Source organism: Flavobacterium glaciei (assembly GCF_003350545.1).
Taxonomy (GTDB): domain Bacteria; phylum Bacteroidota; class Bacteroidia; order Flavobacteriales; family Flavobacteriaceae; genus Flavobacterium; species Flavobacterium glaciei.
Genome location: NZ_QQBA01000001.1, coordinates 222,314 through 248,716, shown reverse-complemented (window position 1 = coordinate 248,716; position 26,403 = coordinate 222,314). Strand labels below are relative to the sequence as shown.

The following is a 26,403-nucleotide window of genomic DNA, read 5'->3' as shown; positions in this document are numbered from 1 at the left end:
AATGCTAAAAATTTATACAGACCAACTCTTTTTAACACCGGAAAACCGACGTTGTGTTTTTCCGTTGTTGTTTGATTTGTGTTATACTAAAAATCATCGTCTTTTGGAACGATATGAATTAATGACCCAAATGGAGGAGGCTGAGGTAGTGATTGTGCCTTTAGATATCAGTGAATATTTTCAAAAAAAACAACAAAAATGGCTTTTTGATTATCTAGACAAAGCTATTGCATTGCATAAAAAAGTATGGGTATATACTGCAGGAGATTATGGATTGACTTTAAATAAAGCGGTTTATACTTTTAGATTAAGTGGTTTTAATTCAAAATTTGATGCCAACACCTTTATTTTGCCTTCCTTTATTGAAGATCCTTATGCTACTATTCAGAACCAATTTCAACCCATATCCAAAGAAGCTCTCCCTAAAATTGGTTTTGTAGGTCACGCCAGTAACTCGTGGACTAAATGGATTAAAGAAATATTAGTTTTTTTACTACACAATTACAAGCGACTGACCAAAGTGCTCTTTACTGATTATCAGGCTTTTTATCCTTCCAGTATAAAACGCTACAAGTATTTGTCTTTATTGCAAAAAAACAATCAAATTGAAACTGATTTTATTTTTAGAAAGCAATACCGAGCCGGAGTAAAAACAGCACAAGATAAACAGAAAACAACTCAGGATTTTTTTAAAAATATAGCTGCAAACCCCTACACATTTTGTCTTAGAGGTGCTGGTAACTATTCTGTGCGATTTTATGAAACCCTTGCCATGGGAAGGATTCCTTTTGTTATAGATACTGATTTTAGATTACCTTTGGAAGGGATTGTCGATTGGGAAGCGCATTGTATTCGTGCTTCTGATACAAACATTTGTGAAGCATTAATTGCTTTTCATCAAAAAACAACTGCTGAAAATTTTGAAAAGATGCAGGTTAATAACCGTAATTTGTGGCTTCAATTATTGAATAGAGAATCGTATTTTATTACGCTTTCTACTCTTTTTAACGAAAAAATATAAATGAAATTTGCTCTGATTATATGTACTTATATGCGTCCAAAACCAGTTTTGCAATTATTGCAATCTGTTGTAGGGCAAACGGTTTATCCAGAAGAAATTATAATTGTTGATGGTTCTTTGAATCAAGATACTAAAACAGTTTTGAATCAAAATCCTTTTAAAAACCTACACTATTATTTAGTTTCTCCTGAGCATAGAGGTCTTACAAAACAGCGCAATTATGGTGTGGCGAAAGTAAGTGATGCCATCGAAATAGTGTTTTTTTTAGACGATGATACTGTTTTAGAAAAAGATTATTTTGAACAAATTCTCAAAACCTACAATGATAATCCTCAAGCGTTGGGTGTGGGAGGTTACATTTGCAATGAGAATAAATTTCAATTTGTAGGACCTAATTATCGGCCAACTATTCAAGAATTTTATTTCGACGGATGGAAGCAAAAGGACGGTAGTCGTTTTATCCTTCGTAAAAAATTAGGATTAGACAGTGATTGTCCTCCAGGATATTCATCACTGTATTCTCATGGGCGTAGTGTGGGTTTTTTACCGCCAAATGGTAAAACGTATGAAGTGGAAATGTTGATGGGAGGAGTCTCTTCATTTAGAAAAAAAGTATTTGACACGCTTCATTTTTCGACTTATTTTGAAGGTTATGGCTTGTATGAAGATGCAGACTTTACTTTGAGAGTTGCTAAAACGGGTAAATTATATTTGAATACTGCTGCAACTTTGTACCATTATCACGATACTGAAGGCAGACCTAATAAATATCAATACGGGAAAATGGTGGTGCGCAACGGATGGTATGTATGGCGTACTAAAAACCCTCGACCTGCTTTAATACATAGGTTGAAATGGCATGCTATTACTTTGCTTTTAACGGGAATTCGGTATGGTAATGTTCTTACTACAAACAATAAAAAAGAAGCCTTAACCGAAGCCTTGGGAAGAACTATGGGGTGGTGGAGTTTGTGGATTAATAAGCCGAAATAAGTTTCTAAGTATGTAATGCTTCTATGTATAGTGTGCAATAGGTAATAACAAGATTATGAGAGAAATACAAGTATTAAATATTCCTAATTTTTATTCTTCTTACTATTTGTTAGGATTGAATCATGAGTATAAGGTCAAATTTAAAATGGACCCTAGATTTGCTAAGTTCAATAACAAGCCCATCCTAATTTTTAAGGTTAATAATACACTAGCCGTAATAGATAATGATGATCCTACTGGGGTTAACTCTGAATTATATGAGATGGTTAGTACTTATTTTGTTACTAATAAGCTTATCAATCACGATTCTTATAAACAGCCAAAAGTAAAACCACTTTTTCCTCATTATCCAGTTAATATTGTTCCACTATATTGCCGTATTTTTGGATTAAGTTTGTTTCGTTATTTAAAATTAAAAGAGGTATTACAGCAAATTTATATTCTTCTAAGGAGACCTATCTATCTGCAGTACAAAAAAAGTTTTAAAAAAGATAATTTCATTTTTTTCTCCTCTAATATTTGGAAAAAAGAACCCGAAACCAATCAAATTCGAGCAGAATTTATTCGTTTTTGTAAAGCAGATACCAGAATAGTATTTAAAGGTGGATTTATACCTCGCTCTGATGGGAATAATTACGGATTCGACAACGAACTTAACAATGAAAAATATTCTCCCCGAATGTTCTCAAAGCTAAGTGCAAAATCTAAAATTGCATTAAATAACCCGGCAGTTTGTGGAGCAGTGAGTTGGCGATTAGCTGAATATTTAAATCAAGGTTTATTTGTTTTGTCATTTCCTTTTAAAATAGAATTGCCTATAAATTTAACACAACATACTGACGTTCATTTTATAGAAAAAACGACAGAATTTAAACCACTTTTTGATAAAATAATTGATAGTGAGGACTATCATGAAACAATAGCCGCTAATGGTAAAATCTATTTTGATGGGTTTTGTACACCATTTGCACAAGCAAAATATGTGGTGGAGTCAATATTAAATAGCGAGTCAAATAAATAAAGCAGTTAGAAATTGTAATAGTTATAATATGAAATTCGCAATATTTACCCATGTGCCACATTCTAAAGCTGATAATCAATATTATGCTTATGCTCCTTATGTTAGAGAAATGAATGTGTGGGGGGAAAATGTAGATGAATTAGTTATTGTTGCTCCTTTTTTTATTGGTGATGCAACTGCAATTGACATTCCGTATGTACATCCTAAAATAGAGTTTATTTCTGTATCAAATTTTGATGTTTTAACGTTTAAATCTATTGTACAGACTATTTTGAAACTTCCAGCCTTGCTAATCATTCTCTTTAAGGAAATGCAAGCTGCTGATCATATTCATTTACGTTGTCCGGGGAATATTGGTTTGTTAGCTTGTTTAGTACAAATAGTATTTCCAAATAAATCTAAAACTGCAAAATATGCAGGTAATTGGGATCCAAAATCCAAACAACCTTGGACGTATAAATTGCAAAAATGGATTTTAAACAATACTTTTTTGACCCGTAACATACAAGTTTTGGTTTATGGTGAGTGGGAAGGGATGAGCCATAATATAAAACCTTTTTTTACAGCTTCCTATAACGCTCATGATAAAGTTCCTCTTGCTCAAAAAAGTCTGAATGAAATTATTGACTTTGTTTTTGTTGGTGCATTAGTACAAGGTAAACATCCGTTATATGCTATACAATTAGTTGAAAATTTGCATCAAAAAGGATATGCAGTGCGATTGAATCTTTATGGTGATGGGGTAGAACGAAAACTTCTTGAAGATTATATAGTAAAGCAACAATTGCAAAGTATTGTTTCATTAAAGGGAAACCAGACACAGGACATTGTTAAGAAAGCCTATCAGAACAGTCATTTTGTTGTATTGCCTTCTGATAGTGAAGGCTGGCCTAAAGTAATCGCTGAAGGTATGTTTTGGGGTTGTGTTCCCCTAGCTACTGCAGTTTCTTGTGTTCCGTATATGTTAGACTATGAAAATAGAGGCGTATTGCTAACAATGAATTTAGAGAGTGATAGTGCTAAAATTGAGAGGGTTTTACAGAATCAATCTGATTTTGATGCCAAAAGGAAAAAAGCTGCGGAATGGTCAAGAATGTTTACACTAGATGTTTTTGAGGAAGCAATTAAGAAGTTAATTGTATAGAAATTTAATGTGTTAGGTTTTGAAAATTTAAAGGCAGTAGCAAAGGGAGTGGCCAAATGAAAGACGCCTCAATTAAGAGAACAATAAATAAGCCTAGAGTAGCAAGATGCAACATAACAATCATAAAATAAGAATCATTCAAATTATAGATTCTCTTGAGGCAGGTGGTGCTGAGCGTATGGCAGTGAGTTATGCTAATGCACTATTGCCTACGATTGAGTTTTCCGGATTAGTGGTTAGTCGCAAAGAAGGACCACTTTTAAGTCAGGTTGACGAAGGGGTATCATATTTATTTTTGAATAGAAATAAAGTTGTTGATTTAAAAGCACTTTATAGGCTTAGAAATTATGTGAAGCAGCATAAAGTGTCTGTTGTACAAGCTCACAGTACCTCATTTTTTCTTGCTTTTTTATTGAAATTAGTTCATCCTTCGATACAATTAATATGGCACGACCATTATGGGGATAGTGAGTTTTTATCCAAAAGACCAATAGGTGCTTTAAAAATTACGTTGCCTTTTTTTAGTGGAATTATATCCGTAAATGAAAAATTGAAAGTTTGGGCTGAGCAAAAAATGAATTTTAAGAACACGGTCTATTTACCTAATTTCCCTACTGAGGGTAATTATAGCACTGTCCTTACTGTATTGAAAGGAATCGAAGGAAAGCGAATCGTATGTTTAGCTAATCTCAGAGTACAGAAAGATCACTTTTTATTGTTAAAAGTAGCTCGTAAACTAAAAATATCTCATCCAGAGTGGACTTTTCATTTGGTCGGAAAAGATTTTGATGATGTTTATTCTCAAAAAATTAAGGACCTTATAGTTTCTTTTGATTTAGAAAAAAATGTGTTTCTTTACGGTACCAAATCCGATATTGAAAATATTTTACAACAAGCTGCAATCGGGATTTTAACATCTCAATCTGAAGGTCTGCCTGTAGCTCTTTTAGAATACGGACAATCAAAAAAACCTGTTGTTGTTACAGATGTAGGAGAAATATCCTCGTTGATTGTCAATGGAGAAAACGGTTTTCTTGTGGCTCCTCAAAATGAGCATTTGTTTTACGAAGCATTAGGTGCATTAATAGATAGTGAGTTTCAGCAGCTTGAGTTTGGCAATTTGCTTTATAAAAAGGTACAGGATCATTATTCAAAAAAAGCTGTTATTGCAGTATATTTAAATTGGTTAATTAATAGTTGTAAATGAAAAAAGAGGATCAATCCTATTTGTTTTTAATTCTTTTCCATGTCGTTATTGGGTTAATGGTGTATGCCGTTCCTTTTGTTTCAAAAATATATGGATATTTCATTTTTATTTTTGGGATCTATTATGTTATTAAAAGCCAAAATAGAAATAACGAAGCACTTATTGCAGCTGCCTATATTGTAGGAAGTGAAGTTTTTTTGAGGATGACGAATGGTAATCCTTTGTATGAAATTTCCAAATATGGCGTGATGGTTTTTATCTTTATAGGAATGTATTTTAGTGGACTTTCTAAGGGTTTTGCTCCATATTGGCTTTTTTTAATATTATTGGTTCCTAGTATCGTAATTTCAACTTTTGCATTGGATTTAGGTACTGATATTCGAAAAGCAATCGCTTTTAATATATCTGGTCCCGTTTGCCTTGGTATTGCATCCTTGTATACTTACAGACGAAAAATTTCATTAGAAGACACTAATAATATTTTGTTAAGTATGGGTTTGCCAATTGTAACTTGTATGGTGTATTTGACTCTTTATACCCCAAATGTTAGAGATATTATCACCAGTACACAATCTAATTATGAAACTTCTGGTGGTTATGGACCTAATCAAGTAGCTACCATTCTCGGCTTGGGAATGTTTGTTTTTTTCTCCCGTATCATATTGGATTCTAAGTCAAAATTTCAAATTTTAATTAATGTTTTTATAGCCTTAAATATAACTTATAGGGGAATGATTACTTTTTCTCGTGGAGGAATGATTACCGGTTTTTTGATGGTTCTTTTACTACTGTTTTTTTTGTATTTTAAATCTAATTTTGCTGGTAGGGTAAAATTAAATTATATCATAGTTTTATTAGTAATCGCACTATTTGCAACTTGGTCATACACGTCGTTTCAAACAGGTGGGCTTATTGATAAGCGTTATGCAAATCAAGATGCCGCTGGAAGGGCAAAAAAAAGTCAATTGACTGGAAGAGAGGAAATAGCAACGGATGAAATTAATATTTTTTTAAAGAATCCTATTTTTGGCGTAGGTGTCGGTAAAGGAGTAGAAGTAAGAAAAATAGACATGCCTGGGGCGGCTTTGTCACATGATGAAATTACACGTATGCTAGCGGAACATGGTTCATTAGGAGTGTTAGCTTTATTAATTTTATTTTTCACTCCTTTTGTTTTGTATTTTGAAAATAAGTTCAATCTGTTCTTATTATGTTTTGTTGTATTTTGGTTGTTAACCATTAATCATGCTGCTATGCGAACTGCGGCTCCTGCATTTGTTTATTCTCTGTCTTTGCTGAATGTGCAACTAGGGTTTCCGACAAGAAAAAACAGGATTGATTGAGTTTCTCTATTTTATTGATTAAGTGTATTCCGAATTTTTTTTTTAAAACTCGTTTTATAATTTGATAAAAAACGAGAATTGCTTTATTACGGCATTACTTTTTTTTTCGTGTTGTAGTAAAATAGTCACTATTAAAATTTTGTTAAAAAAAATAATATTTCTACCATTTACTTCAAGGCAAAAGAACTAAATTGCAGTCCTAAACGTAAATACCACCTATGTTTTCAGTCGATAAAATGCATTTTGAAATATCAGAACGAAAGATGATTCTCCGCGTTTTTGATGTAATTTTTGTTTTTGGTTCTTTGTTTGCCATTGGAAATATATTTGATTTTGATTATTTTGTTTCGTCTACCAATAATTTGTATTGGATGCTAATTCTGGGCGTTTATATTAATCTTTTTGGGACAATCTTCGAAATGTATAATCTTCAGGTTGCCAGTAATCAATTTCAGGTACTAAAGAGCACTATTCTCACTGTTTCAACGACTGTTTTAGTATACTTGCTGACACCCATTTATTCGCCAACACTTCCCTCTAAAAGAATTCAGATTGTTTTGTTTTATATTGTAGTTTTTTTGGCTTTATTTTTCTGGCGAATGTTTTATGTCTCGTTTTTAGCCTCAACTCGTTTTTTGCAAAACGCCGTTTTAATCTGTGATAATGAACAAGTAGAAGAGTTAGTATCCGGGTTAGTAAATATCGATCCTCATTATAAAATTATTGCATTCGTCAATGCTGATGCCCCTGAAGATGAGACAGTCGAATATCCTTACTTTAAAAAAATAAAGCAGGATAAATTGTTTTCTTTTGTAAAACAAAACTCTATATCCGAAATTGTTATTGCTTCCCAAAAAACAGATGGAATAACGGCTGATTTGTATCAACAATTACTTCATTTACTGGAGTCTGGAACTATAATTCGAGAATATACACAGGTCTACGAAAGTAAAACACAACGTATTCCGGTACATTATATGTCCAGAGATTTTTACCGATTTTTCCCTTTTAGCAGAAGCAATCACAATAAGCTGTATTTAATTGCAGCTCGTATTTTTGAAATTAGTACTTCGGTGCTTGGATTGTGTGTGGGATTGCTGTTGTTGCCATTTATACTGATTGGAAATGCAATAGGAAATAGGGGAAAGCTGTTTTATACCCAAGAACGTGTAGGTAAAGATGGCGTGGTTTTTAAAATTTTAAAATTCAGGACTATGGTCAGAAACGCCGAATCTAACGGAGCAGTTTTTACCACTACTAATGATTCTCGGGTGACAGCATTCGGTAAATTTTTAAGAAAAACCAGAATTGATGAATTTCCGCAATTTATTAATATCTTAAAAGGAGATATGGCTGTTATTGGCCCTCGACCTGAGCGCCCTTTTTTTGTAAAGGAAATTGCTGAAATTATGCCTTTTTATGAAACCAGACATATTATAAAACCAGGTCTTACGGGATGGGCTCAAGTAAACTATGCTTATGGTGCCACTATTGATGACAGTTTGATCAAACTTCAATACGACTTGTATTACATCAAACACAGAAGTATTTTTCTAGATTTAAATATTGCTTTTAAAACAATCACAACTGTTTTATTTTATAGGGGACAATAGCATTTTATAAGTAACATATTCTAAATGATAATTGGAATTCGTTTTTTATTTTGAATCGCCAGTCTTACTAAAATGATTCCGCTTGTAATTATTATTGGCAACACTAGAAATAAATGAGCTTTGTTGATTATTACAAAAAAATAAATTCCTAAAGATAACATATTGAATAACGCCAAATTGTAAATTCCTTTTTTGTTTTTTTTCCAATAAAAATAAAGCAATCCTAACAAAGTTGGATTAAAAAGTAAAATATTATAGTTGTATCCTAACTCTAAATGCAACGAATAAAATCCTGCAAACGTAAAAAACGCGCCTATAATTGCTACTAGAATGAGGTAAAATAAATCGATACTTCTCTTATTTATAAGTACAATAAACATAAGGAATAGGATATAGGTGTACCAATTATTCCACCAAGAGGTAGGAGCTGTTTTCTCGAATTCTAGTAATGTTTTGTTTTCCTGTGCCAGTGGATGGTTCTGAAAAGATGTGTTTTTTAGGCTTTTTTGCAGTTCAAAAGGCAAAAATAGATGTGTTCCCATACCATCTACTTTTTTTCCAAAGATTATACTCGTCCCTAATTTTTCGTAAAAGTGATTGTCAAAATAAGGATAAAGGATTGTTCTGTAGGTGATATCAGTATCTGCGTTTTTTACAATTGCGACTGTGCCTAACGTTTTGTTGATGATGTCAACAACCATCGATGTGCAGTTTTTATCAATAAACTTATAGGTATAATGACTATCGCCAGAGGCTAAAGAAGTATTCAGGTTGTCAAATAGTTTCTGCTTCAACGGGAGTGGAATAATTAATTCCTGCTCGTAAACGGATCTTTTTTCATATTGATATTGATTGATAAATTCAGGAAAGGAGTGCACTACAGCAAAATATTGTAAGTCGCCTTTTATGAATTTCATAACAAAATTTGGAGTGTTAAAATCAAAAGCGCCATAATTGTACACCACATCAATAGCGTTGATGGTGTCGCGAACTCGAATTGCAGTGTGTCCAAAAAGTGAATAAGATTCATTACCCGTTCCACAAGTTATTACGCTAATCTTAGTGTTTTGTGATAATTTTATGTTTTGCCCAAAAATAGTGCTGTTAACTGAAATCAAGAGTACGAAAAGAACTATCTTTTTAAAAGAGGCTATATTCATTTTTAGTGGTATTGTTGTTTTTAAATTAATTTCTAAACATTGCCAAATCTACTTTTACAGAAAAAATATTAGAATACAAAGCTGTACTTTGATTTCCTAAATCTGTTAGTGCATAATCTATCTGGATGCCTTTGTATTTGAATCCTAAACCTATATTTGGCTGAAAACCTACCTTTTCGGTATTGTCCAGTTGTTGTACATTTTGAAAATTTCCTACGCCCGCCCTTACAAATACCAAATCAGAATAACCAAATTCAAGACCTGCTGCTGGATCGATGCTGACAAAATCAGTTGAGATAATATCATTCGTTTTGGCAAATCTCATATTCATATTGGCTGCAGCCAAAATACTGTAATCGTATCTAATGATGAATTTTTTTGCGATTCCTAATTGTGCTTTTGGAGCCGTAATCTCAGTGCTCTCTGGCAACTCTTGATTCTCCCCTGGAATGGAATTCGAAATTTTTTGATATTCGTCTTCATCTATATTCCAAACGTTGTACGTGGTGGTTATATCCCGAAGCATTAATCCAAATTGCCAGTTGTTCTTTTCGAATTGTAATCCAATATCAAATCCAAAACCCCAGGAATTAGCAAATTTACCGATGATTCGTCGGATAACTTTTGCGTTTACACCATATTGAAACCCAGGAACAGGGAGTTTTCGAGCATAAGAAAAAGTAAAGCCATAATCAGCAGTCGAGAAAAGACTGATTCTGTTGTAGTCAATATTGCCTTGGCTGTCAATAAGTTCTGTGGTGTTTAATATGTCATCAACTCCAAAACGGATTAATGAAATTCCCCAAGCGCTGCGGTCATCTATAGGACTTGCGTAGGCCAAGTAGTCATATTGGGCTATATTAGCAAAATAATTTGCATGCATTAATGATACCTGATGGTCCTCTAGATGAATAAGCCCTGCAGGATTCCAATATCCGGAATTTACATCACCCGTTGTGGCCACTACAGTATTAGACATACCTAATGCAGCCGCATCCACTCCAATATTCATAAACTCATTCGAATATTTTCTGACGGCTTGACTGTAATTTAGCGTACTAATCAAAACTAATACTATTAAGAAGCTTTTTTTCAATGGGGTTATTTTTACAGGCGAAAAATTCTTTTAAATTTCATCAAAAATATAATTTTTTACTGAGCTTATTTCTTCCTTTGGATAAATATATACAAACAAGAAAGCACTGTTGAAAAAACTCTATTAAAAAACTCACTTCTCCTTGACTTATTATACTAAATTTGCCAACTGTGGTTCACTAAATTTATAATTATGACTATTAAAAAGCACATTCCTAATATCATTACTTTACTAAATCTTTTTTGCGGTTGTATTGCGCTTGTTTTTGCTTTTAACCAAAATTTTGAAATGGCTTTCTTTTTTGTGTGCCTCGGGATTTTTTTAGATTTTTTTGATGGTTTTTTTGCTCGATTATTCAACGTGTCGAGTCCACTTGGATTGCAGTTAGATTCTCTGGCAGATATGGTTACCAGTGGCGTTGTGCCAGGTTTAGTGATGTCTCAAATGATGATCGATAATTCATCAACAGCTGTGATTGGTCATTTACAAATTTTTCCTTATTTAGGATTTTTGATAACCTTAGGTTCTTGTTTCCGATTAGCAAATTTTAATATTGATACCCGCCAAACGGATTCTTTTATTGGTTTACCAACTCCTGCCAATGCGTTGTTTATTTTAAGTCTGCCTTTGGTTTTAAAATACACCGAATCGATATTTGTAATCGAAATATTGACAAATCAATGGGTTTTATTGGCAATATCGATATTAAGTGCATACATCTTAAACGCTGAAATTCCATTATTCTCCTTAAAAATAAAAAAGTTCAATTTTAAAGATAATACACTTCAAATTGTCTTTTTGATTTGTTCTCTTTTGTTATTGATTTTCCTCGAATATCTAGGAATTCCTTTAGTGATTCTCTTTTATGTTTTGCTTTCAGTAGTGAATAATAAAGTTTCAAGTCGAACAATTGTGCAAGAAGAAATTGTTAAAACGGAGAGTAAAAATATTATAAAGATGAAAGTAATTTTCACTTCTCTTTATGGGATATTTATTATAACTGCAATAATTACTCATATCTGGACGGTTATCATTGCCTTTACTGAAACAGGCTTTTTTAGTGGCATATTATCTTTATTTTTGCCTTTTTTAGCAGAAATTTATTGGATGTTTAAAATGTTTGGAATAAATAATTTGTATGCTTGTATAGCATTGACTCATTTAATATTAGCAATTCCTTTTTCTTTATTTGGTCGTAAACAATAATAATATACTCAAGTTCTCGAAATTTGATACAAAAGTTGAAAAGAAAATTTTCTGTTAAAGATGAAGAGGTATTGGAGGTTTTGAATTAAAGGTTGTTAATTTTGAAAAGCATTTCTAATAAAATTTCAAAACACGATTAATTTTTTTAGAGAAAGATCATTTCATAGTATGAAGAAAAAAAATACAAGAACCACTTATAGCCGTAAGCCAAAAAAGAACAAAACGGTATTCTCCGGAAAGGTCTTACGGTATTCTATTGTTAGTCTCCTACTGCTATTGACGCTTGCGTTTGGGTATCATTATAGAAATGGCTTAGCGTACTATTTTAGTTTTAAAACGGATAAAATTCTAAGAGAAGAAACCGAAGCCAAGCGCATTTCAGATGTTCGGAATTTCCAAGTTTTAGAAAAACACGAGGGGAAAAGTATTGGTATCGATGTTTCTGAATATCAAGGAAAAATCCGATGGACTTATGTCGACACTTTAGAAAATAAATATCCGCTGCATTTTGTGTTTATTCGTGCAACGGTGGGAAAAGACAGGAAAGACAGGCAGTTTAATAGGAATTGGCTTGGCGCCAAAGAAAATAAAATGATTCGTGGTGCCTATCATTATTACCGTCCTAACGAAAATTCAATAGAACAAGCCGAACTTTTTATTAAAACAGTTACACTTCAAAAAGGTGATTTACCACCCGTTTTAGACATTGAAAAATTGCCTAAAAATCAGTCGATAGAAAATCTTAAATTAGGTTTGAAAAGATGGTTAAATGCTGTAGAATCGCATTACGGAGTAAAGCCTATTATCTATACCGGCGAGCGGTATTATGATGATTTTTTAAAAGAAGAATTCAGCGATTATCTTTTTTGGATTGCCAATTATAATTTCTACAGAGAGGAAATAGCTGAAGAATGGTTGTTTTGGCAATTTACCGAAAAAGCATCAGTTCCTGGAATAAAAGGCAATGTTGATGTCAATATTTATAATGGTGATTTGCAACAGTTGCAGTTTATTACTTTGGAGTAGTTTTTAGTGAATAATGAAAAAAAATGTAGAATACTGATTACTTTTTTTAAACTGATCACTGACCACTTTTCTAAAACTCCAATTTTTTCTTTCTTAATTCGAAATTTTGTCCAAGATATACGCGACGTACCATTTCGTCTTCTACTAATTCTTCGGGCATTCCGGCTTTTAGGATTCCACCTTCAAACATAAGATAGGTTTTGTCCGTAATAGCTAAGGTTTCCTGTACATTGTGATCGGTAATAAGTATACCGATATTTTTGTTTTTTAATTGCGCTACAATTCTTTGAATGTCTTCTACAGCCACAGGATCGACACCTGCAAAAGGCTCATCTAATAAGATGAATTTTGGATCAGTTGCCAAACAACGTGCAATTTCAGTACGACGGCGCTCTCCTCCAGAGAGTAAATCACCACGATTAGTTCGAATATGTTCTAAGCTGAATTCTTCGATTAAACTTTCCATTTTAGCCACTTGTTCTGCTTTGGTAAGTTTTGTTAATTGCAATACACTTAGGATGTTATCTTCAATGCTTAATTTTCTAAAAACGGATGCCTCTTGTGCTAAGTAACCAATTCCCTGTTGCGCTCTTTTGTACATAGGATAATCGGTAATATTCAAATCATCTAGAAATATATTGCCTGAATTAGGTTTAACCAATCCTACAATCATATAAAAAGAAGTAGTTTTTCCAGCACCATTAGGTCCCAAAAGCCCTACGATTTCGCCTTGATTTACTTCTACCGAAATGCCTTTCACAACACTGCGTCCTTTATAGGTTTTAATTAGATTTTCGGCTCTTAATTTCATTTTTTTTTAGTTTAATCGTTTAAACTGGTTGACTGTTTAATCGTTTAATTGTTTAATCGTGTCAAATAAACGAATAAACAATTAAACGATTCAACTTCTTAACAAATTATTTGGTTGCGTTTTCTTCCAGTGCTTCCCAGAATTCATACGCTCTTCTTAAATGTGGCACTACGATTGTTCCGCCAACTAGCGTTGCAATTCCCATAGCTTCCATCATTTCTTCTTTGGTAACGCCTTCTTTATGACTGGTTTCCAAATGGTATTTTACGCAATCATCACAACGTAAAACTGCCGAAGCCACTAATCCCAGTAACTCTTTGGTTTTTACATCTAGAGCGCCAGCGGCATAAGCATTGGTATCTAAATTGAAGATGCGTTTTACAATTTTATTATTGTCTGCCAATAATTTTTCGTTCATTCTTGAACGGTACTCGTTGAATTCTTCTATTATATCAGCCATTTACTTTTTTTTGATTTTTTACTACTATTTTTGAAATTAAGATACTCGCTTCATAAATTAACAACATCGGGATGGTTACTATAATCTGACTTACCACATCTGGTGGAGTTACAATTGCTGCCACTATAAGAATAATGATTACGGCATATTTCCAGTATTTCCTTAGGAAAACAGGTGTTACTAATCCTAATTTGGTCAGAAAATAAATTATTATTGGCAATTCGAAGAATAACCCGCAAGCGATTACACTTGTTTTTACTAAACCAATGTAGGAGTCAATGCTGAACTGATTTTTGACAACAGTACTGATGGTAAATGTAGCAAAAAAGTTAACTGACATGGGTACAATCATATAATAGCCAAATAATACTCCCAAAAAGAACAGCAAAGAGGAGGAGAATATAAAAAGTTTAGCGTGCTTTTTTTCAGATTCATATAAAGCAGGACTGATAAATTTCCATACTTCCCACAAGATAAATGGAAAACCTAGGATAAATCCAGCGGTAATACAAGTCCAAATCAAAACGTTGATTTGCCCCTCCATATTCGTGTTTTGGATAATAAAAGGCATATCGGTCACGCAGATAGTTTCGGCAATGCCCAATTGATTTGACAGGTCACAAAAAAAGCGATAAGTAACAAAATTAGCATTTGTGGGGCCAAAAATGATAACATCAAAAATATAATCACTAATAAAAAAAGTGATGGTTGCCAAAATTAATATTGCAACGGTGCTTCGAACCAATAACCATCTTAATTCTTCAAGATGATCTAAAAACGACATTTCGTTTAAGTTTTTTTTTGTCATTATATTATTCCTTCTTTTAAAATATCGTGTAAGTGTAATACTCCTTTGTATTCGCCATTGTCAACTACTACTAATTGTGTGATGGAGAAGTCTTCTAATATGTTTAATGCATCTACAACCATAGCAGTAGATGGTATTAATTTGGGATTTTTGGTCATAATGTCTTTGGCAGTCAAATCAGCAAAAGAATCTCTGTCGTTTAACATTCTTCGAATGTCTCCATCGGTAATAATACCTATAACTTTATCTTGATCAACAACCGCAGTTACGCCAAGACGTTTTTCGGAAATTTCAAAAATTACTTTTTTTATTGATGCGTCAGGCGATACCATAGGTTTCAGTGTGTGTTCTAACATGTCTTTAACACGCAACAATAATTTTTTGCCCAATGCGCCTCCAGGATGATAAACTGCAAAATCTTCGGGTTTGAAATTGCGCATTTCCATCAGGCAAACGGCAAGGGCATCACCCATCACTAGTTGTGCAGTGGTGCTATTTGTTGGGGCAAGGTTGTTAGGACAAGCTTCTGTATCTACTGTGGTGTTTAAAACAAAATCAGAACCTTTAGCAAGGAAAGAATCAGTATTTCCAGTAATTGCGATCAATGTATTCCCAAACCGTTTTAATAATGGTACTAAAACCTTAATCTCGGGGCTGTTGCCACTTTTTGAAATACAAATGATAGTATCGTCATTTTGTATCATTCCTAAATCCCCGTGAATAGCCTCTGAGGCATGAAGAAAAAGCGATGGCGTTCCAGTAGAATTAAAAGTAGCTACCATTTTTTGGGCAATAATAGCACTTTTTCCTATCCCTGTAACTACTAATCTTCCTTTGGAATTATAGATGTTTTGTGTAGCATCAATGAAGTTTTCATCAAGAAAATCAATTAGTTTGGCAATAGATTGGCTTTCCGATAAAATTGTTTTTTTGGCACTAGCCAATATATTTTCTTTAGATATCAAAACAGAATAATTAAAATTTGTATGTGTAAAAGAAATTTGTACCTTAGGTGTTGCAAATTTATACAAAATACCACATAATAAAGAATGAATCCAAACGAAATTGACATACACAAAGAATTAAAGAAGTATTTTGGCTTTAGCCAATTTAAGGGATTGCAGGAACAAGTCATAAAAAGTATCCTAAACCAAAAGAATACATTTGTGATAATGCCCACAGGAGGAGGAAAATCACTTTGTTATCAATTACCTGCTTTAATTCAAGAGGGAACTGCTATAGTAGTTTCGCCTCTTATTGCTCTAATGAAAAATCAAGTGGATGCCATCAGAAGTTTGTCTTCTGAAAATGGTGTGGCGCATGTTTTAAACTCATCGCTGACCAAAACCGAAATTGCACAGGTAAAAAAAGATATTACTTCAGGATTGACAAAGTTATTATATGTTGCACCTGAGTCTTTGACTAAGGAGGAATATGTAAACTTTCTTAAAAATGTGACTATTTCTTTTGTAGCTATTGATGAAGCACATTGTATTTCGGAATGGGGACATGATTTTAGACCTGAATATAGAAATTTAAAACATATTATCAAGCAGTTGGGTGATGTTCCTATAATTGGGCTTACTGCAACAGCAACACCTAAAGTACAGGAAGATATCCTTAAAAACTTAGATATGTCTGATGCTAAAACATTTAAAGCATCATTTAACAGACCTAATCTGTATTACGAAGTTCGTACTAAAACTAAAAATATAGAATCGGACATTATTCGTTTCATAAAACAACACAAGGGTAAGTCAGGAATTATTTATTGTTTAAGCCGCAAAAAAGTGGAGGCTATTGCCGAAGTTTTGCAAGTAAACGGTATAAGTGCCGTTCCTTATCATGCAGGATTAGATGCTAAAACTCGTGCCAAACATCAGGATATGTTTCTGATGGAAGATGTAGATGTGGTCGTGGCAACTATTGCTTTTGGGATGGGAATTGACAAACCAGATGTTCGTTTTGTAATTCATCATGATATTCCAAAATCATTAGAAAGTTACTATCAAGAAACTGGTCGTGCGGGTCGCGATGGTGGTGAAGGTCACTGTTTAGCGTATTACTCCTATAAAGATGTCGAAAAATTAGAAAAATTTATGTCGGGGAAACCCGTTGCGGAACAGGAAATTGGATTTGCTCTGTTGCAGGAAGTTGTGGCTTATGCTGAAACCTCTATGTCCAGAAGGAGATTTCTGCTTCATTATTTCGGTGAAGAATTTGATGATGTTAATGGTGATGGTGCTGACATGGATGATAATATTCGAAATCCAAAAACAAAAGTTGAAGCCGTTAATCAAGTAGTACAATTGTTAGAAGTAGTTAGAGATACGAAGCATCTTTACAAATCAAAAGAAGTTGTTTTTACCTTGATTGGCCGTGTCAATGCCGTTATTAAGGCACATAGAACAGATACTCAGTCTTTTTTTGGATGTGGTTCAGATCATGACGAAAAATATTGGATGGCCTTACTGCGTCAAGTTCTTGTTGCTGGATTTTTATCGAAAGATATTGAAACGTATGGTATTGTAAAAATTACTCAGAAGGGGTTGGATTTTATTAATAATCGAGAGTCTTTTATGATGTCTGAAGATCATGAATACAATGAATCTGAGGACGAAGCGATTGTAACCGCCTCTAAATCTACAGGAACTGCTGATGAATTATTGATGGGTATGCTTCGTGATTTACGTAAAAAAGTTGCTAAAAAATTAAGTGTTCCTCCATTTGTGGTTTTTCAAGATCCATCATTAGAAGATATGGCTTTGAAATATCCTGTATCTCAAGAAGAGTTAGTTAATATTCATGGTGTAGGAGAAGGAAAAGCTAAAAAATACGGAAAAGAATTCTTAGAGTTAATCAGCCGATATGTAGATGATAATGATATCATTCGTCCGGAGGATTTAGTAGTAAAATCTACAGGGGTAAATTCAGTGAATAAACTTTATATTATTCAAAATATTGATAGGAAATTGTCTCTCGATGATATAGCCTCGGCTAAAGGTCTCAATATGGATACTTTGATTAAAGAAATGGAACAAATCGTTTATTCTGGAACTAAACTGAATATAAAATATTGGATTGATGACATGCTTGACGATGATCAACAGGAAGAAATTCACGATTATTTCATGGAATCAGAATCTGATAATATTGAAAACGCTCTCAAAGAATTTGATGGCGATTATGATATTGATGAATTGCGCTTGATGCGAATTAAATTCATCAGCGAAGTGGCGAATTAATTACTATCTCAAGAATTTTTTTCTACCCCAAATATATGGTCATCAGCATAATTATTCCAACTTACAATGAAGCGCTCATAATAGAAAACACAATCTTGCATTTGCAAAAAATTATACCGCCTTCGAATTGTGAAATCATTATTTCTGATGGCGGTAGCACGGATGACACGTTACAAATTACTGAAAAATTAGGTGTAGTAGCAGTCCTTTCGCCTGTAAAAGGACGCGCCGGGCAAATGAATTTTGGCGTGCAAATGGCATCAGGGGAAGTGTATTTTTTCTTACATGCTGATAGTTTGCCTCCTGCAGATTGTTATATATCACTACAAAAAGCCTTCGCTCAAGGGTATAATTGCGGAAGTTTCCGCACGAAATTTGATTCCGATAGTTTTCTGTTAAAAGTTAATGCCTTTTTTACACGCTTCAATTATTTGTTTTTTAGAGGAGGTGACCAAGGAATTTTTGTAACCAAAGCACTGTGGGAGCGCGTGGGTTCGTACAAAGAGCAGATGTTTATCATGGAGGACTATGATTTTATTGCTCGAATTTGGGAACAAGGAAAATTCAAATTAATTCCTAAAGCGACCATGGTTTCTGCTCGAAAATATACTGATAATACATGGTTAACCGTGCAGTTGGCTAATTTAAAAATTGTACGCATGTATAAAAAAGGAGCCTCTCAAACTGATATGGTGACCACCTACAAACATCTTTTAAATTATCGTAAAAATGCATTTTAAAGACAAAGTAGTTTGGATTACAGGCGCATCGTCAGGGATAGGAAAGGAGCTTGCTTTGCAATTTGATGCGTTAGGAGCAATTTTGATTTTAACGTCTTCCAATCAAAGTTTGTTAAGTGAATTGCAGCTACAGTTGCAAAAATCAAAAATACTAGTTTATAATTTATTAGATTTAAAAGGAATTCCTGCATTGGTTGACGAGGCTTTGTCTTGTTACGGGCGTATTGATTTTGTGATTCAAAGTGCTGGTATTAGCCAGCGCGCTCAAGCTACCGAAACAGATATCGCTGTTTATGAAAAATTAATGGCTATAAATTATTTTGCTCCAGTTGCAATCAATCAGGCTTTGCTGCCTCATTTTGTTGCGAAAAACTCGGGCCATAGCGTTATAATTAGCAGTGTAGCTGGATTAATGGGTTTTCCATTGCGTTCTGGTTATGCAGCCTCTAAACACGCTATCAAAGGTTATGTCGAAACGGTACAATGTGAATTACTTGAAACCAAAGTACGGCATTCTATCGTATATCCTGGAAGGATTGACACACCGATTTCAAAAAATGCCCTACAAGGCAATGGCCAGCAGTACGGTACTACTGATGCCAACAATGAAGTGGGAATGAACGTAAAAATTTGCGCCCGAAAAATTATTAAAGGAATTCAAAAAGGTAAAAAAGCAATCGTAATTGTCAAAGCTGAACGTATTTTGCTGTGGCTATGGTGGTTTTGTCCCGCTTTGTATTATAAAATTGCACATAAAAAAGGATTACAAAATTAAAATATAAACAGTCTATGCATCAGTATTTATCAGGAATTCAACAAGTAGGAATTGGAGTTAATCAAGCGACAAAAGCCATGCATACTTATAAACATCTTTTTGGAATGGATGTTTTAATTTTTGATGATGAAGCTCAGGCAAGTTTAATGGCGCAATATACTGGTGGAGTTGTATACAGCCGACGTGCTATTTTGACTATGAATTTGCAAGGCGGTGGAGGTTTAGAAATTTGGCAATTTAAAGACAGAACTCCAACTCAAGGTGCTCAGGTTGCATTGGGTCATTTAGGGATTAATGCGGCCATTTTAAAATCTCGAAATTTAAAACAGTCGTACCAACGACTCTCTGTAATAGATGGTTTGGTTGTGAGTGCAATTGCATCAGGACCTGATAGTCAACCTTATTTTTATGTAACCGATACAGACTCAAATCATTTTAAAATAATTCCCTCTACCGATTGGTTTCAAAATAATGATTTTGATTTGGGTGGCGTTGTAGGAGCGGTTATTGGTGTAAGCGATATGGAAAAATCAATTGCTTTTTACCAAACTATTTTAGGACTTGATACGATCACATACGATGATTTCTGCACTGAAAACGGTCATAATTTTAGAAAAGTAGGACTTTCTAAAGCAGCAACAGGTAAAGGAGCATTCAATACCTTGCTAGGAAATGTAACTGTTGAATTGCTGCAAAATTTAGATCAGAAACAACCTAAAATTTACGAAAACAGGTTTTGGGGCGATTGTGGTTTTATCCATCTTTGTTTTGATGTTATTGCCATGGATGCCTTGAAAAATCATGCAGCTACTCACGGATTAGAATTTACAGTAGATAGCAACAATACCTTCGCGATGGATAATGCCTCGGGTAGATTTTGTTATATTGAAGATCCAGATGGTACTTTAATTGAGTTGGTAGAAACGCACAAAGTACCTATTCTAAAAAAAATTGGTTGGTATTTAGACCTTCGCAAAAGAAATCAAGAAAAACCTTTGCCGAGATGGATGATAAAAATGCTAGCTTTAAGTAAGGTAAAGTAATTACAAACTTTTATAGGTTTTGTAAAACCAAGCACTGAGGGGCATGCCTATAAAGAGTATTAATGCTGCACTCCAATTAAAAAGTACCCCCGTAATTATAGCAAGAAAAGCTACCAAAATTGGATAAAATAGCAACAGTATACCAAACAACACGGAGTCGTAAAAAACAGTATTCTTAGTTTTTCGCAAGGCTATTTTTTTAACCGTGAAATAAATTCCATAATTAGCCAAAAAACCTACGAAGGCTGGTATTGCAACCATGTACTTTATAAGTTTTGCTTGTAAGATTACTTGCTTTGGAAATAATGCAATATCCTTTGTGTCGCTTTTTACCAATAAATTAGTGGTCATACTAATTTTTAATTTTTGGTTGAAATCATTGAAATAAACGGCTTCGTTCTCTGGTTTTTTTTTATCAATCGAAAAACTTTGATTAAAATGTATTTCAATTTCTTTAGGGTTTTTGCGAAAGGAAGAATAATTGATCGCAGTAGGTTGAATTCGAACATTGGTTAATCCAGCCTCAGCTGCCATGAGGGCCAATCGAGCAGTTCCTTTTTTTAATGGGCGTAGTTGCCATTCGTTTTTGCAAATTCCTTCTGAGAAAATTAAAATCGTTTGATTCTGTTGGAGTAAATCTATACAAGTTTGAAATGTATCATCGTTTTTACTCAAATTCTCTTTTCCTTCACTTAATCGGTAAATAGGAATTAGATGCAAGGCTTTTAAAAATTTTGCCACCAAAGGCTTTTTAAATACATCGCCGCGCGCCAAAAAATATATGGGTTGCGGGTAGTGTATAGCAATTAGGACAGCATCAAAAAAAGAATTTGGATGATTGCTTGCTAAAATGGTAGGTTGATTTGCTACAAAAGGCTCGTGAAAACGCGCTATCGTTTTTTTGGTGTACAATGGCAAAGCCACAGAAGCTGCTAGTTTAAAAAAATAATACATAGACAGTTATTTCCAAATAAGCGGTAAGTCTTTCTCCTCGTCGATATCTGTTAATTTTGGAAGGTCAAAATACGTTAGATTATTTTCTAGTACATCAGAAATTGTGTCAGAATATACAGATTCAGTGCTCCAAGTTTTATTTAAAAAAACGAATTCATGTAGTTTTTTCATACCCAACAAATAATAGCCACCGTCAAAAGTAGGGCCTATCACTGTGTCGTATGTTTCAAGTTGAGTAAAAGCGTCTTCAATAATTGTGGAGGTCAGTTCAAAGCAATCGCTACCAATGATACAAACCGAGGTGTAGCCCAAACTAAAAACTTCTTGAAAAGCAGTATTCATTCGCTCGCCTAAGTCAGAACCTTGTTGCGCTTTTTTATGAAATTCGGTCTCCGGCCATTGATCCTTTTGTACAATCGCATCAGAATAAAATAGAAATTTATCAGCAGTAACTGGGCTGACAATTACCTGAGTATGGTGCAATAGTTTATTATAAATTTCTAAAGCTTTCTCATTCCCAATTGTTTTAGCCAAGCGAGTTTTTACTTTGCCTAATTCAGGATTCTTGGTAAATAAAATGATTGCATTTTTTTGCTGCATAATTTAAAATTAAAAAGCTGCAGTTAGACGAGAACTGCAGCTTGTAAGGTTTAACAACAACCGCCTCCGTTATAATGAAACGTCGACTCGCTGATGTAAATATCACTTCTGTTGAGGTCTGCTAGCGCTTGAGCTGTTTTATCGCATACTGCAAGAGGCTGATTTTTTAATAAAGTATGTCCTTTTTTATCGTCAAAATAAGCTTCTTTACCGTAATAAATTGCTGCTTTTCCAGTAAATACGCACGGTCCGTCACTTGGCATCGGATCTTTGATGGCGCAAACTTCAATACTTTCAATAAAAATTAGTTCGTCTGTCGCATAATTTGCAGGATCTAAAATTCGGTACGGTCTTCTTCCTCTAATTTCGATAGTTCCAAAACCAACATCAGTTAACATCTTTATGTATTCTTTAATCGGAATACTTCCGCTAAGGCATAAAGCTCTTAAGTGGTCATCATTACGTAGGGTTTCGTTCATTTCTTGCTCACAAGTAGGATCACTCATCACCAATCGGCCACCTGACTTTAGCACACGATACATTTCTTGTAACGCTTTTTTCAAATCATCTGTTTTGAAAATATTAAACAAGCAGTTTTGAGCAGCAATATCGATACTTTCATTTTCAATTGGTAGCTTTAAAGCATCTCCTTTTTTTAGTTCGACAAATTCACTTTTGAACCAATCGTTTTCTTGTTCGGCAATAATAAAATTCTGGCGCGATGCTTCCAGCATTTCGTCAACTACATCTACTCCGATTACACCTCCTTTTTGACGAGAAAAATAAGCAAATTGTAGTAATTCCATTCCGCCACCAACTCCAACATAAAGAATTTTAGGATTGTTAATTAAGTCTTGGGCAGAGATAGTACTTCCGCAGCCATAGTTCATTTCTTGCATAATTTTTGGAATCTCCAAACCAGGGAATTTCCAAATAGGTGTAGTCGTGCAGCACAATCCTACGTCAGGTGTTAAGGCGGCATCGCGGTAAAGGTTGACGGTAGCGTCTAAATAATTTTCCATTCGATTGTATTTCTTCTTATTATTAATTTTAAGTTTTAAATTTCGTTTCAAAGAATCCTTTTAAGAAACGTAGCGCTATGCAACAGCTCCTCCACAACTACTTCCAGAACCCGCTGTACAACCGTAACAGTGGTTGTTTACAATTATAGAGCGATCTTGCAACGCACTTGCATTAAAAGTACTGATGTGTTGTGTTGTTGGGTTACTCACTTTTAGTTCTAACATTTGATTAAAATCACAGTCGTAAATATAGCCGTCCCAACCTATTGAAATGGTGTTTCTACACATTACATTTTCTGCTGCTGTTGGGTTAAAGGCATCGATTAATTTGGTCATATAATCTTCATAATTTTCAGATGTGATCAAATAATCAAGATAGCGACTTACAGGCAAATTGGTAATGGCAAATAGGTTGTTAAAACTAATTCCAAAATCATTAGCAAGTGCCGTTTTGTATTCTTTTTCAAGTGCAATTTGATCTGGCGGTAAAAAGGCTCCCGCAGGATTGTAAACCAAATTTAATTTTAATTCGGAGTCTTCTTTGCCATAGCCCACCTCGTTTAGCATTTGTAAAGCTTTGATAGAACTTTCAAAAACACCATCACCGCGTTGTTTGTCAGTTCTATTTTTCGAATAAAACGGCAAAGATGAAATGACTTCAATTTTGTGTTTTTTGAAAAACTCAGGTAGGTCGTTGTATTTTTTGTTGGCAGTAATGATAGTCAAATTGCAGCGCACGTACATTTGGATACCTAGTTTACTTACTTCTTCTACAAACCATCTGAAGTGCGGATTCATTTCAGGAGCACCACCAGTCATGTCTACAATTTTAAAAGTAGGATTGGCTTTGAGAACTTCAATGATCGTTTCCATTGTTTCCTTGGTCATGATTTCCTTTCGATCCGGACCTGCATCGACATGGCAATGCGTACAAACTTGGTTACACATTTTACCCAAATTCACTTGAAAAACTTCAAGAGCAGTAGGACGAAGAGGACGCAAACCAATTGTATTTAGTTGGGTATGAAATGGTGTAAATCGCGTAGGATTTTGTTCCAAAACTGCCAGTTGATGCTCTGCTTTTGATAAGGAGTTAGCTGTAGCTTTAAGTGATTTTAATTTAATTTTTACAAATTCGCTCATAAACTTATTTTCTTGACTTTATTCATCATTTGAACACCATGAACCAAACTAGCTCCTCCACGAATGGCTGCAGCAACGTGTACCGCTTCCATCATTTGGCTTTCGCTGTATCCTTTTTCATAGGCATCAGAGCTGTAAGCATCTATGCAATATGGGCATTGCACAGCATGCGCAACTGCAAGTGCAATTAATGATTTTTCTCGTGCTGTAAGAGCACCTTCTTTAAAAACTTCTCCGTAATAACCAAAGAATTTTTCGCCCATTTCTTTTTGAAATTCAACGATATTGCCAAATTTTTTGAGGTCATCTGCGTTGTAATAATTTTTATCCATCTCAGTTTTTAGTATTTAAAATTTTCTAGAAATAAACTCCAATCGTAATCGTTGTATTTTAGTTTTGGTTTTGTGCCTTTGGGAATGATTTTTAAATCTTCACAAATTTTTAAAATGCCTTTTTTGTTTCCAAAGTCTCCTCGAAACCAACTCATCAATATAGGTAGGTGTAACGTATTTTTGTCCTTGTCATAGCGGGCATCATTACTCAAATAACTTTTAGTAGCTATGTCAAGTTGCTCGTTTATTTTAGCGGGGTCGTAAGAGAAAATTGGCGGACAACTTTTTGCGCCACAATTTAGGCTAAAATGAATTCTATAATCCACCTTTTCTACACGGTATTTTTTTTCCAATTGCGTCGGAAACAACTTCGAAAGTTTTCCTAAACTCAATTTGATACTTGATTTTCTTAAAAAACCATGTTCAATCATGTCTAAACTCAATTTGTTTCCAGCAACTATAAATTGCTTCGATTTAAAAAAGGAGTTGCGACTTTTATATTTTTCAGGATCTTTTTTTAAAGCATAATTAGTAAACCCGTTATAAAGATTTATGAAGAAGGCTTTTCTAAGATCATCTGTACTCAGTTGAGCGAGTAATTCTTTTTCATCTGCTTTTGCAATAGCTTCGATTAAAGCAACAGTAGTAGTGTCACCGTATTTAGCAGCTTCAATAAAATCTTGCGAAATTTTCACATAATTTTTCGGTTGCGCCAATGCGACTTGAACAAAACAAAGGATAAATATTATATTTTTCATAGCATTGTTTTCGTAAATTTATTATTATTTACGAGATTTACCAATAATAGTTTTATAATATGACATATTTACAAAAGATTTTAGAATCAACAGAATTTTTAGTTTCAAAAGGAATTACAAGTCCTTCAATAGCAGTGGTTTTAGGGACGGGACTAGGGAAGTTTTTAGAGCATTTAAAAGTGGAACAAACCATTGATTATGCTGATATTCCGCATTTTCCAGTTTCAACTGTTGAATTTCATAAAGGCAAATTAGTAATTGGAACAATTGGCGACAAAAAAGTAATTGCCATGCAAGGCCGTTTTCACCTTTACGAGGGATATTCTTTGCAACAAGTTACTTTTCCCATCCGAGTATTGCATCAATTGGGAGTAAAGCATTTGTTATTAAGCAATGCTGCTGGCGGAATAAATAGTGCTTTTAAAAAAGGCGATTTAATTTTACTAGATGATCACATTAATTTGCAAGGAGGAAGCCCGCTTTCGGGATTAAATAGTTTTGAATACGGAGGCATTTTTCCAGATATGAGTGCGCCTTATGATGGCTTTTTGAATGAGAGGTTTCAACAAATAGCTGAAAAGTCATCTCTTGAATTAAAAAAGGGAGTGTATGCTTCTGTTTATGGACCGCAACTTGAAACACGTGCCGAGTACCGTTTTTTAGGTCGCATTGGTGCTGACATGGTAGGGATGAGCACCACGCCGGAGGTTATTGTAGCCAATCAGTTAAAATTGCCTTGCGCTGCCGTAAGTGTAATTACTGACGAGTGCGATCCAGATAATTTAAAACCTGTTGATATAGCCGAAATTATTGCAATAGCTGGCAAGGCCGATGAAAAATTAAGCCAATTATTTGTAGAGGTGATCAACAGTTTAGGATAGT

25 protein-coding genes and 1 pseudogene are annotated in these 26,403 nt (G+C 34.1%); 14 read left to right on the top strand and 12 right to left on the bottom strand.

Translation table 11 applies throughout. The annotated features are described in order from the left end of the window. Position 1: 1 nt before the first annotated feature. The 7 genes from DFR66_RS01175 (at position 2) to DFR66_RS01145 (ending at position 8,342) form a co-directional block, all read left to right on the top strand. Entirely contained in the window at positions 2-1,021 is a 1,020-nt protein-coding gene (locus tag DFR66_RS01175) for a hypothetical protein (RefSeq protein WP_114753031.1), read from the top strand. Beyond that, positions 1,022-2,014, top strand: coding sequence for a glycosyltransferase family 2 protein (locus DFR66_RS01170; protein WP_114753030.1), 993 nt, complete (start codon positions 1,022-1,024; stop codon positions 2,012-2,014). Positions 2,015-2,069: 55 nt separating this feature from the next. After that, positions 2,070-3,035 carry a hypothetical protein gene (locus DFR66_RS01165; protein ID WP_114753029.1) on the top strand — a complete coding sequence of 322 codons (966 nt, stop codon included), beginning with the start codon at positions 2,070-2,072 and terminating at the stop codon, positions 3,033-3,035. A gap of 28 nt (positions 3,036-3,063) precedes the next feature. Continuing rightward, positions 3,064-4,179 (top strand): glycosyltransferase, encoded by a 1,116-nt coding sequence (locus tag DFR66_RS01160; protein ID WP_114753028.1) that lies wholly within the window; start codon positions 3,064-3,066, stop codon positions 4,177-4,179. A 106-nt stretch (positions 4,180-4,285) separates the two neighbouring features. Then, complete coding sequence (locus tag DFR66_RS01155) at positions 4,286-5,386, top strand: glycosyltransferase (RefSeq protein WP_242008610.1); 1,101 nt, start codon at positions 4,286-4,288, stop codon at positions 5,384-5,386. Further along, complete coding sequence (locus DFR66_RS01150) at positions 5,383-6,729, top strand: O-antigen ligase family protein (RefSeq protein ID WP_114753027.1); 1,347 nt, start codon at positions 5,383-5,385, stop codon at positions 6,727-6,729. The genes DFR66_RS01155 and DFR66_RS01150 overlap by 4 nt, the downstream gene beginning before the upstream one ends. 218 nt (positions 6,730-6,947) lie before the next feature. Beyond that, entirely contained in the window at positions 6,948-8,342 is a 1,395-nt protein-coding gene (locus DFR66_RS01145) for an exopolysaccharide biosynthesis polyprenyl glycosylphosphotransferase (protein ID WP_114753026.1), read from the top strand. Positions 8,343-8,362: 20 nt separating this feature from the next. Here the strand turns inward: DFR66_RS01145 and DFR66_RS01140 are convergent, their stop codons facing one another. Continuing rightward, complete coding sequence (locus DFR66_RS01140) at positions 8,363-9,502, bottom strand: lipoprotein N-acyltransferase Lnb domain-containing protein (protein WP_114753025.1); 1,140 nt, start codon at positions 9,500-9,502, stop codon at positions 8,363-8,365. Between the two features lie 25 nt (positions 9,503-9,527). Continuing rightward, positions 9,528-10,598: a PorV/PorQ family protein gene (locus tag DFR66_RS01135; protein ID WP_449404028.1), complete on the bottom strand. Its 1,071-nt coding sequence runs from the start codon at positions 10,596-10,598 to the stop codon at positions 9,528-9,530. Positions 10,599-10,790: 192 nt separating this feature from the next. Here DFR66_RS01135 and DFR66_RS01130 point away from each other — a divergent pair. Together DFR66_RS01130 and DFR66_RS01125 are read left to right on the top strand one after the other, a co-directional pair. Continuing rightward, positions 10,791-11,492, top strand: a pseudogene (locus tag DFR66_RS01130) (CDP-alcohol phosphatidyltransferase family protein); the annotation flags it as partial. A gap of 480 nt (positions 11,493-11,972) precedes the next feature. Beyond that, positions 11,973-12,830 carry a glycoside hydrolase family 25 protein gene (locus DFR66_RS01125; RefSeq protein WP_114753022.1) on the top strand — a complete coding sequence of 286 codons (858 nt, stop codon included), beginning with the start codon at positions 11,973-11,975 and terminating at the stop codon, positions 12,828-12,830. A gap of 70 nt (positions 12,831-12,900) precedes the next feature. Here the strand turns inward: DFR66_RS01125 and lptB are convergent, their stop codons facing one another. The 4 genes from lptB to DFR66_RS01105 all read right to left on the bottom strand — a co-directional run bounded on the left by lptB (position 12,901) and on the right by DFR66_RS01105 (position 15,874). Then, positions 12,901-13,641 (bottom strand): LPS export ABC transporter ATP-binding protein, encoded by a 741-nt coding sequence (lptB, locus tag DFR66_RS01120; protein WP_114753021.1) that lies wholly within the window; start codon positions 13,639-13,641, stop codon positions 12,901-12,903. 106 nt (positions 13,642-13,747) lie between these two features. Continuing rightward, a complete protein-coding gene (locus DFR66_RS01115; RefSeq protein ID WP_114753020.1) occupies positions 13,748-14,101 on the bottom strand; it encodes a carboxymuconolactone decarboxylase family protein in 354 nt (117 codons plus the stop codon). Next, on the bottom strand, positions 14,094-14,909 hold the full coding sequence (tatC, locus tag DFR66_RS01110) for a twin-arginine translocase subunit TatC (protein WP_114753019.1): 816 nt from the start codon (positions 14,907-14,909) through the stop codon (positions 14,094-14,096). Before tatC ends, DFR66_RS01115 begins: the two co-directional genes overlap by 8 nt. After that, entirely contained in the window at positions 14,909-15,874 is a 966-nt protein-coding gene (locus DFR66_RS01105) for a KpsF/GutQ family sugar-phosphate isomerase (protein WP_167400477.1), read from the bottom strand. The genes tatC and DFR66_RS01105 overlap by 1 nt, the downstream gene beginning before the upstream one ends. An 84-nt stretch (positions 15,875-15,958) precedes the next feature. Here DFR66_RS01105 and recQ point away from each other — a divergent pair, with 84 nt between their 5' ends. The 4 genes from recQ to DFR66_RS01085 are packed head-to-tail and all read left to right on the top strand — an operon-like array spanning position 15,959 to position 20,712. Continuing rightward, entirely contained in the window at positions 15,959-18,154 is a 2,196-nt protein-coding gene (recQ, locus tag DFR66_RS01100) for a DNA helicase RecQ (RefSeq protein WP_114753018.1), read from the top strand. Between the two features lie 35 nt (positions 18,155-18,189). Next, positions 18,190-18,894, top strand: coding sequence for a TIGR04283 family arsenosugar biosynthesis glycosyltransferase (locus DFR66_RS01095; protein ID WP_114753017.1), 705 nt, complete (start codon positions 18,190-18,192; stop codon positions 18,892-18,894). After that, a complete protein-coding gene (locus DFR66_RS01090; protein WP_114753016.1) occupies positions 18,884-19,669 on the top strand; it encodes an SDR family NAD(P)-dependent oxidoreductase in 786 nt (261 codons plus the stop codon). The genes DFR66_RS01095 and DFR66_RS01090 overlap by 11 nt, the downstream gene beginning before the upstream one ends. A gap of 14 nt (positions 19,670-19,683) precedes the next feature. After that, entirely contained in the window at positions 19,684-20,712 is a 1,029-nt protein-coding gene (locus tag DFR66_RS01085; RefSeq protein WP_114753015.1) for a VOC family protein, read from the top strand. On the opposite strand, the gene DFR66_RS01080 is transcribed toward DFR66_RS01085, so the two are convergent. The 6 genes from DFR66_RS01080 to DFR66_RS01055 form a co-directional block, all read right to left on the bottom strand. Beyond that, complete coding sequence (locus DFR66_RS01080; RefSeq protein WP_114753014.1) at positions 20,713-21,666, bottom strand: 1-acyl-sn-glycerol-3-phosphate acyltransferase; 954 nt, start codon at positions 21,664-21,666, stop codon at positions 20,713-20,715. 6 nt (positions 21,667-21,672) lie between these two features. Continuing rightward, positions 21,673-22,266, bottom strand: a complete 594-nt coding sequence (locus DFR66_RS01075) for a TIGR04282 family arsenosugar biosynthesis glycosyltransferase (RefSeq protein WP_114753013.1) — start codon at positions 22,264-22,266, stop codon at positions 21,673-21,675. Positions 22,267-22,316: 50 nt separating this feature from the next. After that, complete coding sequence (gene arsM / locus DFR66_RS01070; protein ID WP_114753012.1) at positions 22,317-23,288, bottom strand: arsenosugar biosynthesis arsenite methyltransferase ArsM; 972 nt, start codon at positions 23,286-23,288, stop codon at positions 22,317-22,319. A 75-nt stretch (positions 23,289-23,363) separates the two neighbouring features. Beyond that, a complete protein-coding gene (arsS, locus tag DFR66_RS01065) occupies positions 23,364-24,431 on the bottom strand; it encodes an arsenosugar biosynthesis radical SAM (seleno)protein ArsS (RefSeq protein WP_114753011.1) in 1,068 nt (355 codons plus the stop codon). Then, complete coding sequence (locus DFR66_RS01060) at positions 24,428-24,763, bottom strand: arsenosugar biosynthesis-associated peroxidase-like protein (protein ID WP_114753010.1); 336 nt, start codon at positions 24,761-24,763, stop codon at positions 24,428-24,430. Before DFR66_RS01060 ends, arsS begins: the two co-directional genes overlap by 4 nt. A gap of 8 nt (positions 24,764-24,771) precedes the next feature. Continuing rightward, positions 24,772-25,521, bottom strand: a complete 750-nt coding sequence (locus tag DFR66_RS01055) for a DUF547 domain-containing protein (protein WP_114753009.1) — start codon at positions 25,519-25,521, stop codon at positions 24,772-24,774. A 59-nt stretch (positions 25,522-25,580) separates the two neighbouring features. Here DFR66_RS01055 and DFR66_RS01050 point away from each other — a divergent pair, with 59 nt between their 5' ends. After that, a complete protein-coding gene (locus DFR66_RS01050) occupies positions 25,581-26,402 on the top strand; it encodes a purine-nucleoside phosphorylase (RefSeq protein WP_114753008.1) in 822 nt (273 codons plus the stop codon). Position 26,403 lies beyond the last annotated feature (1 nt).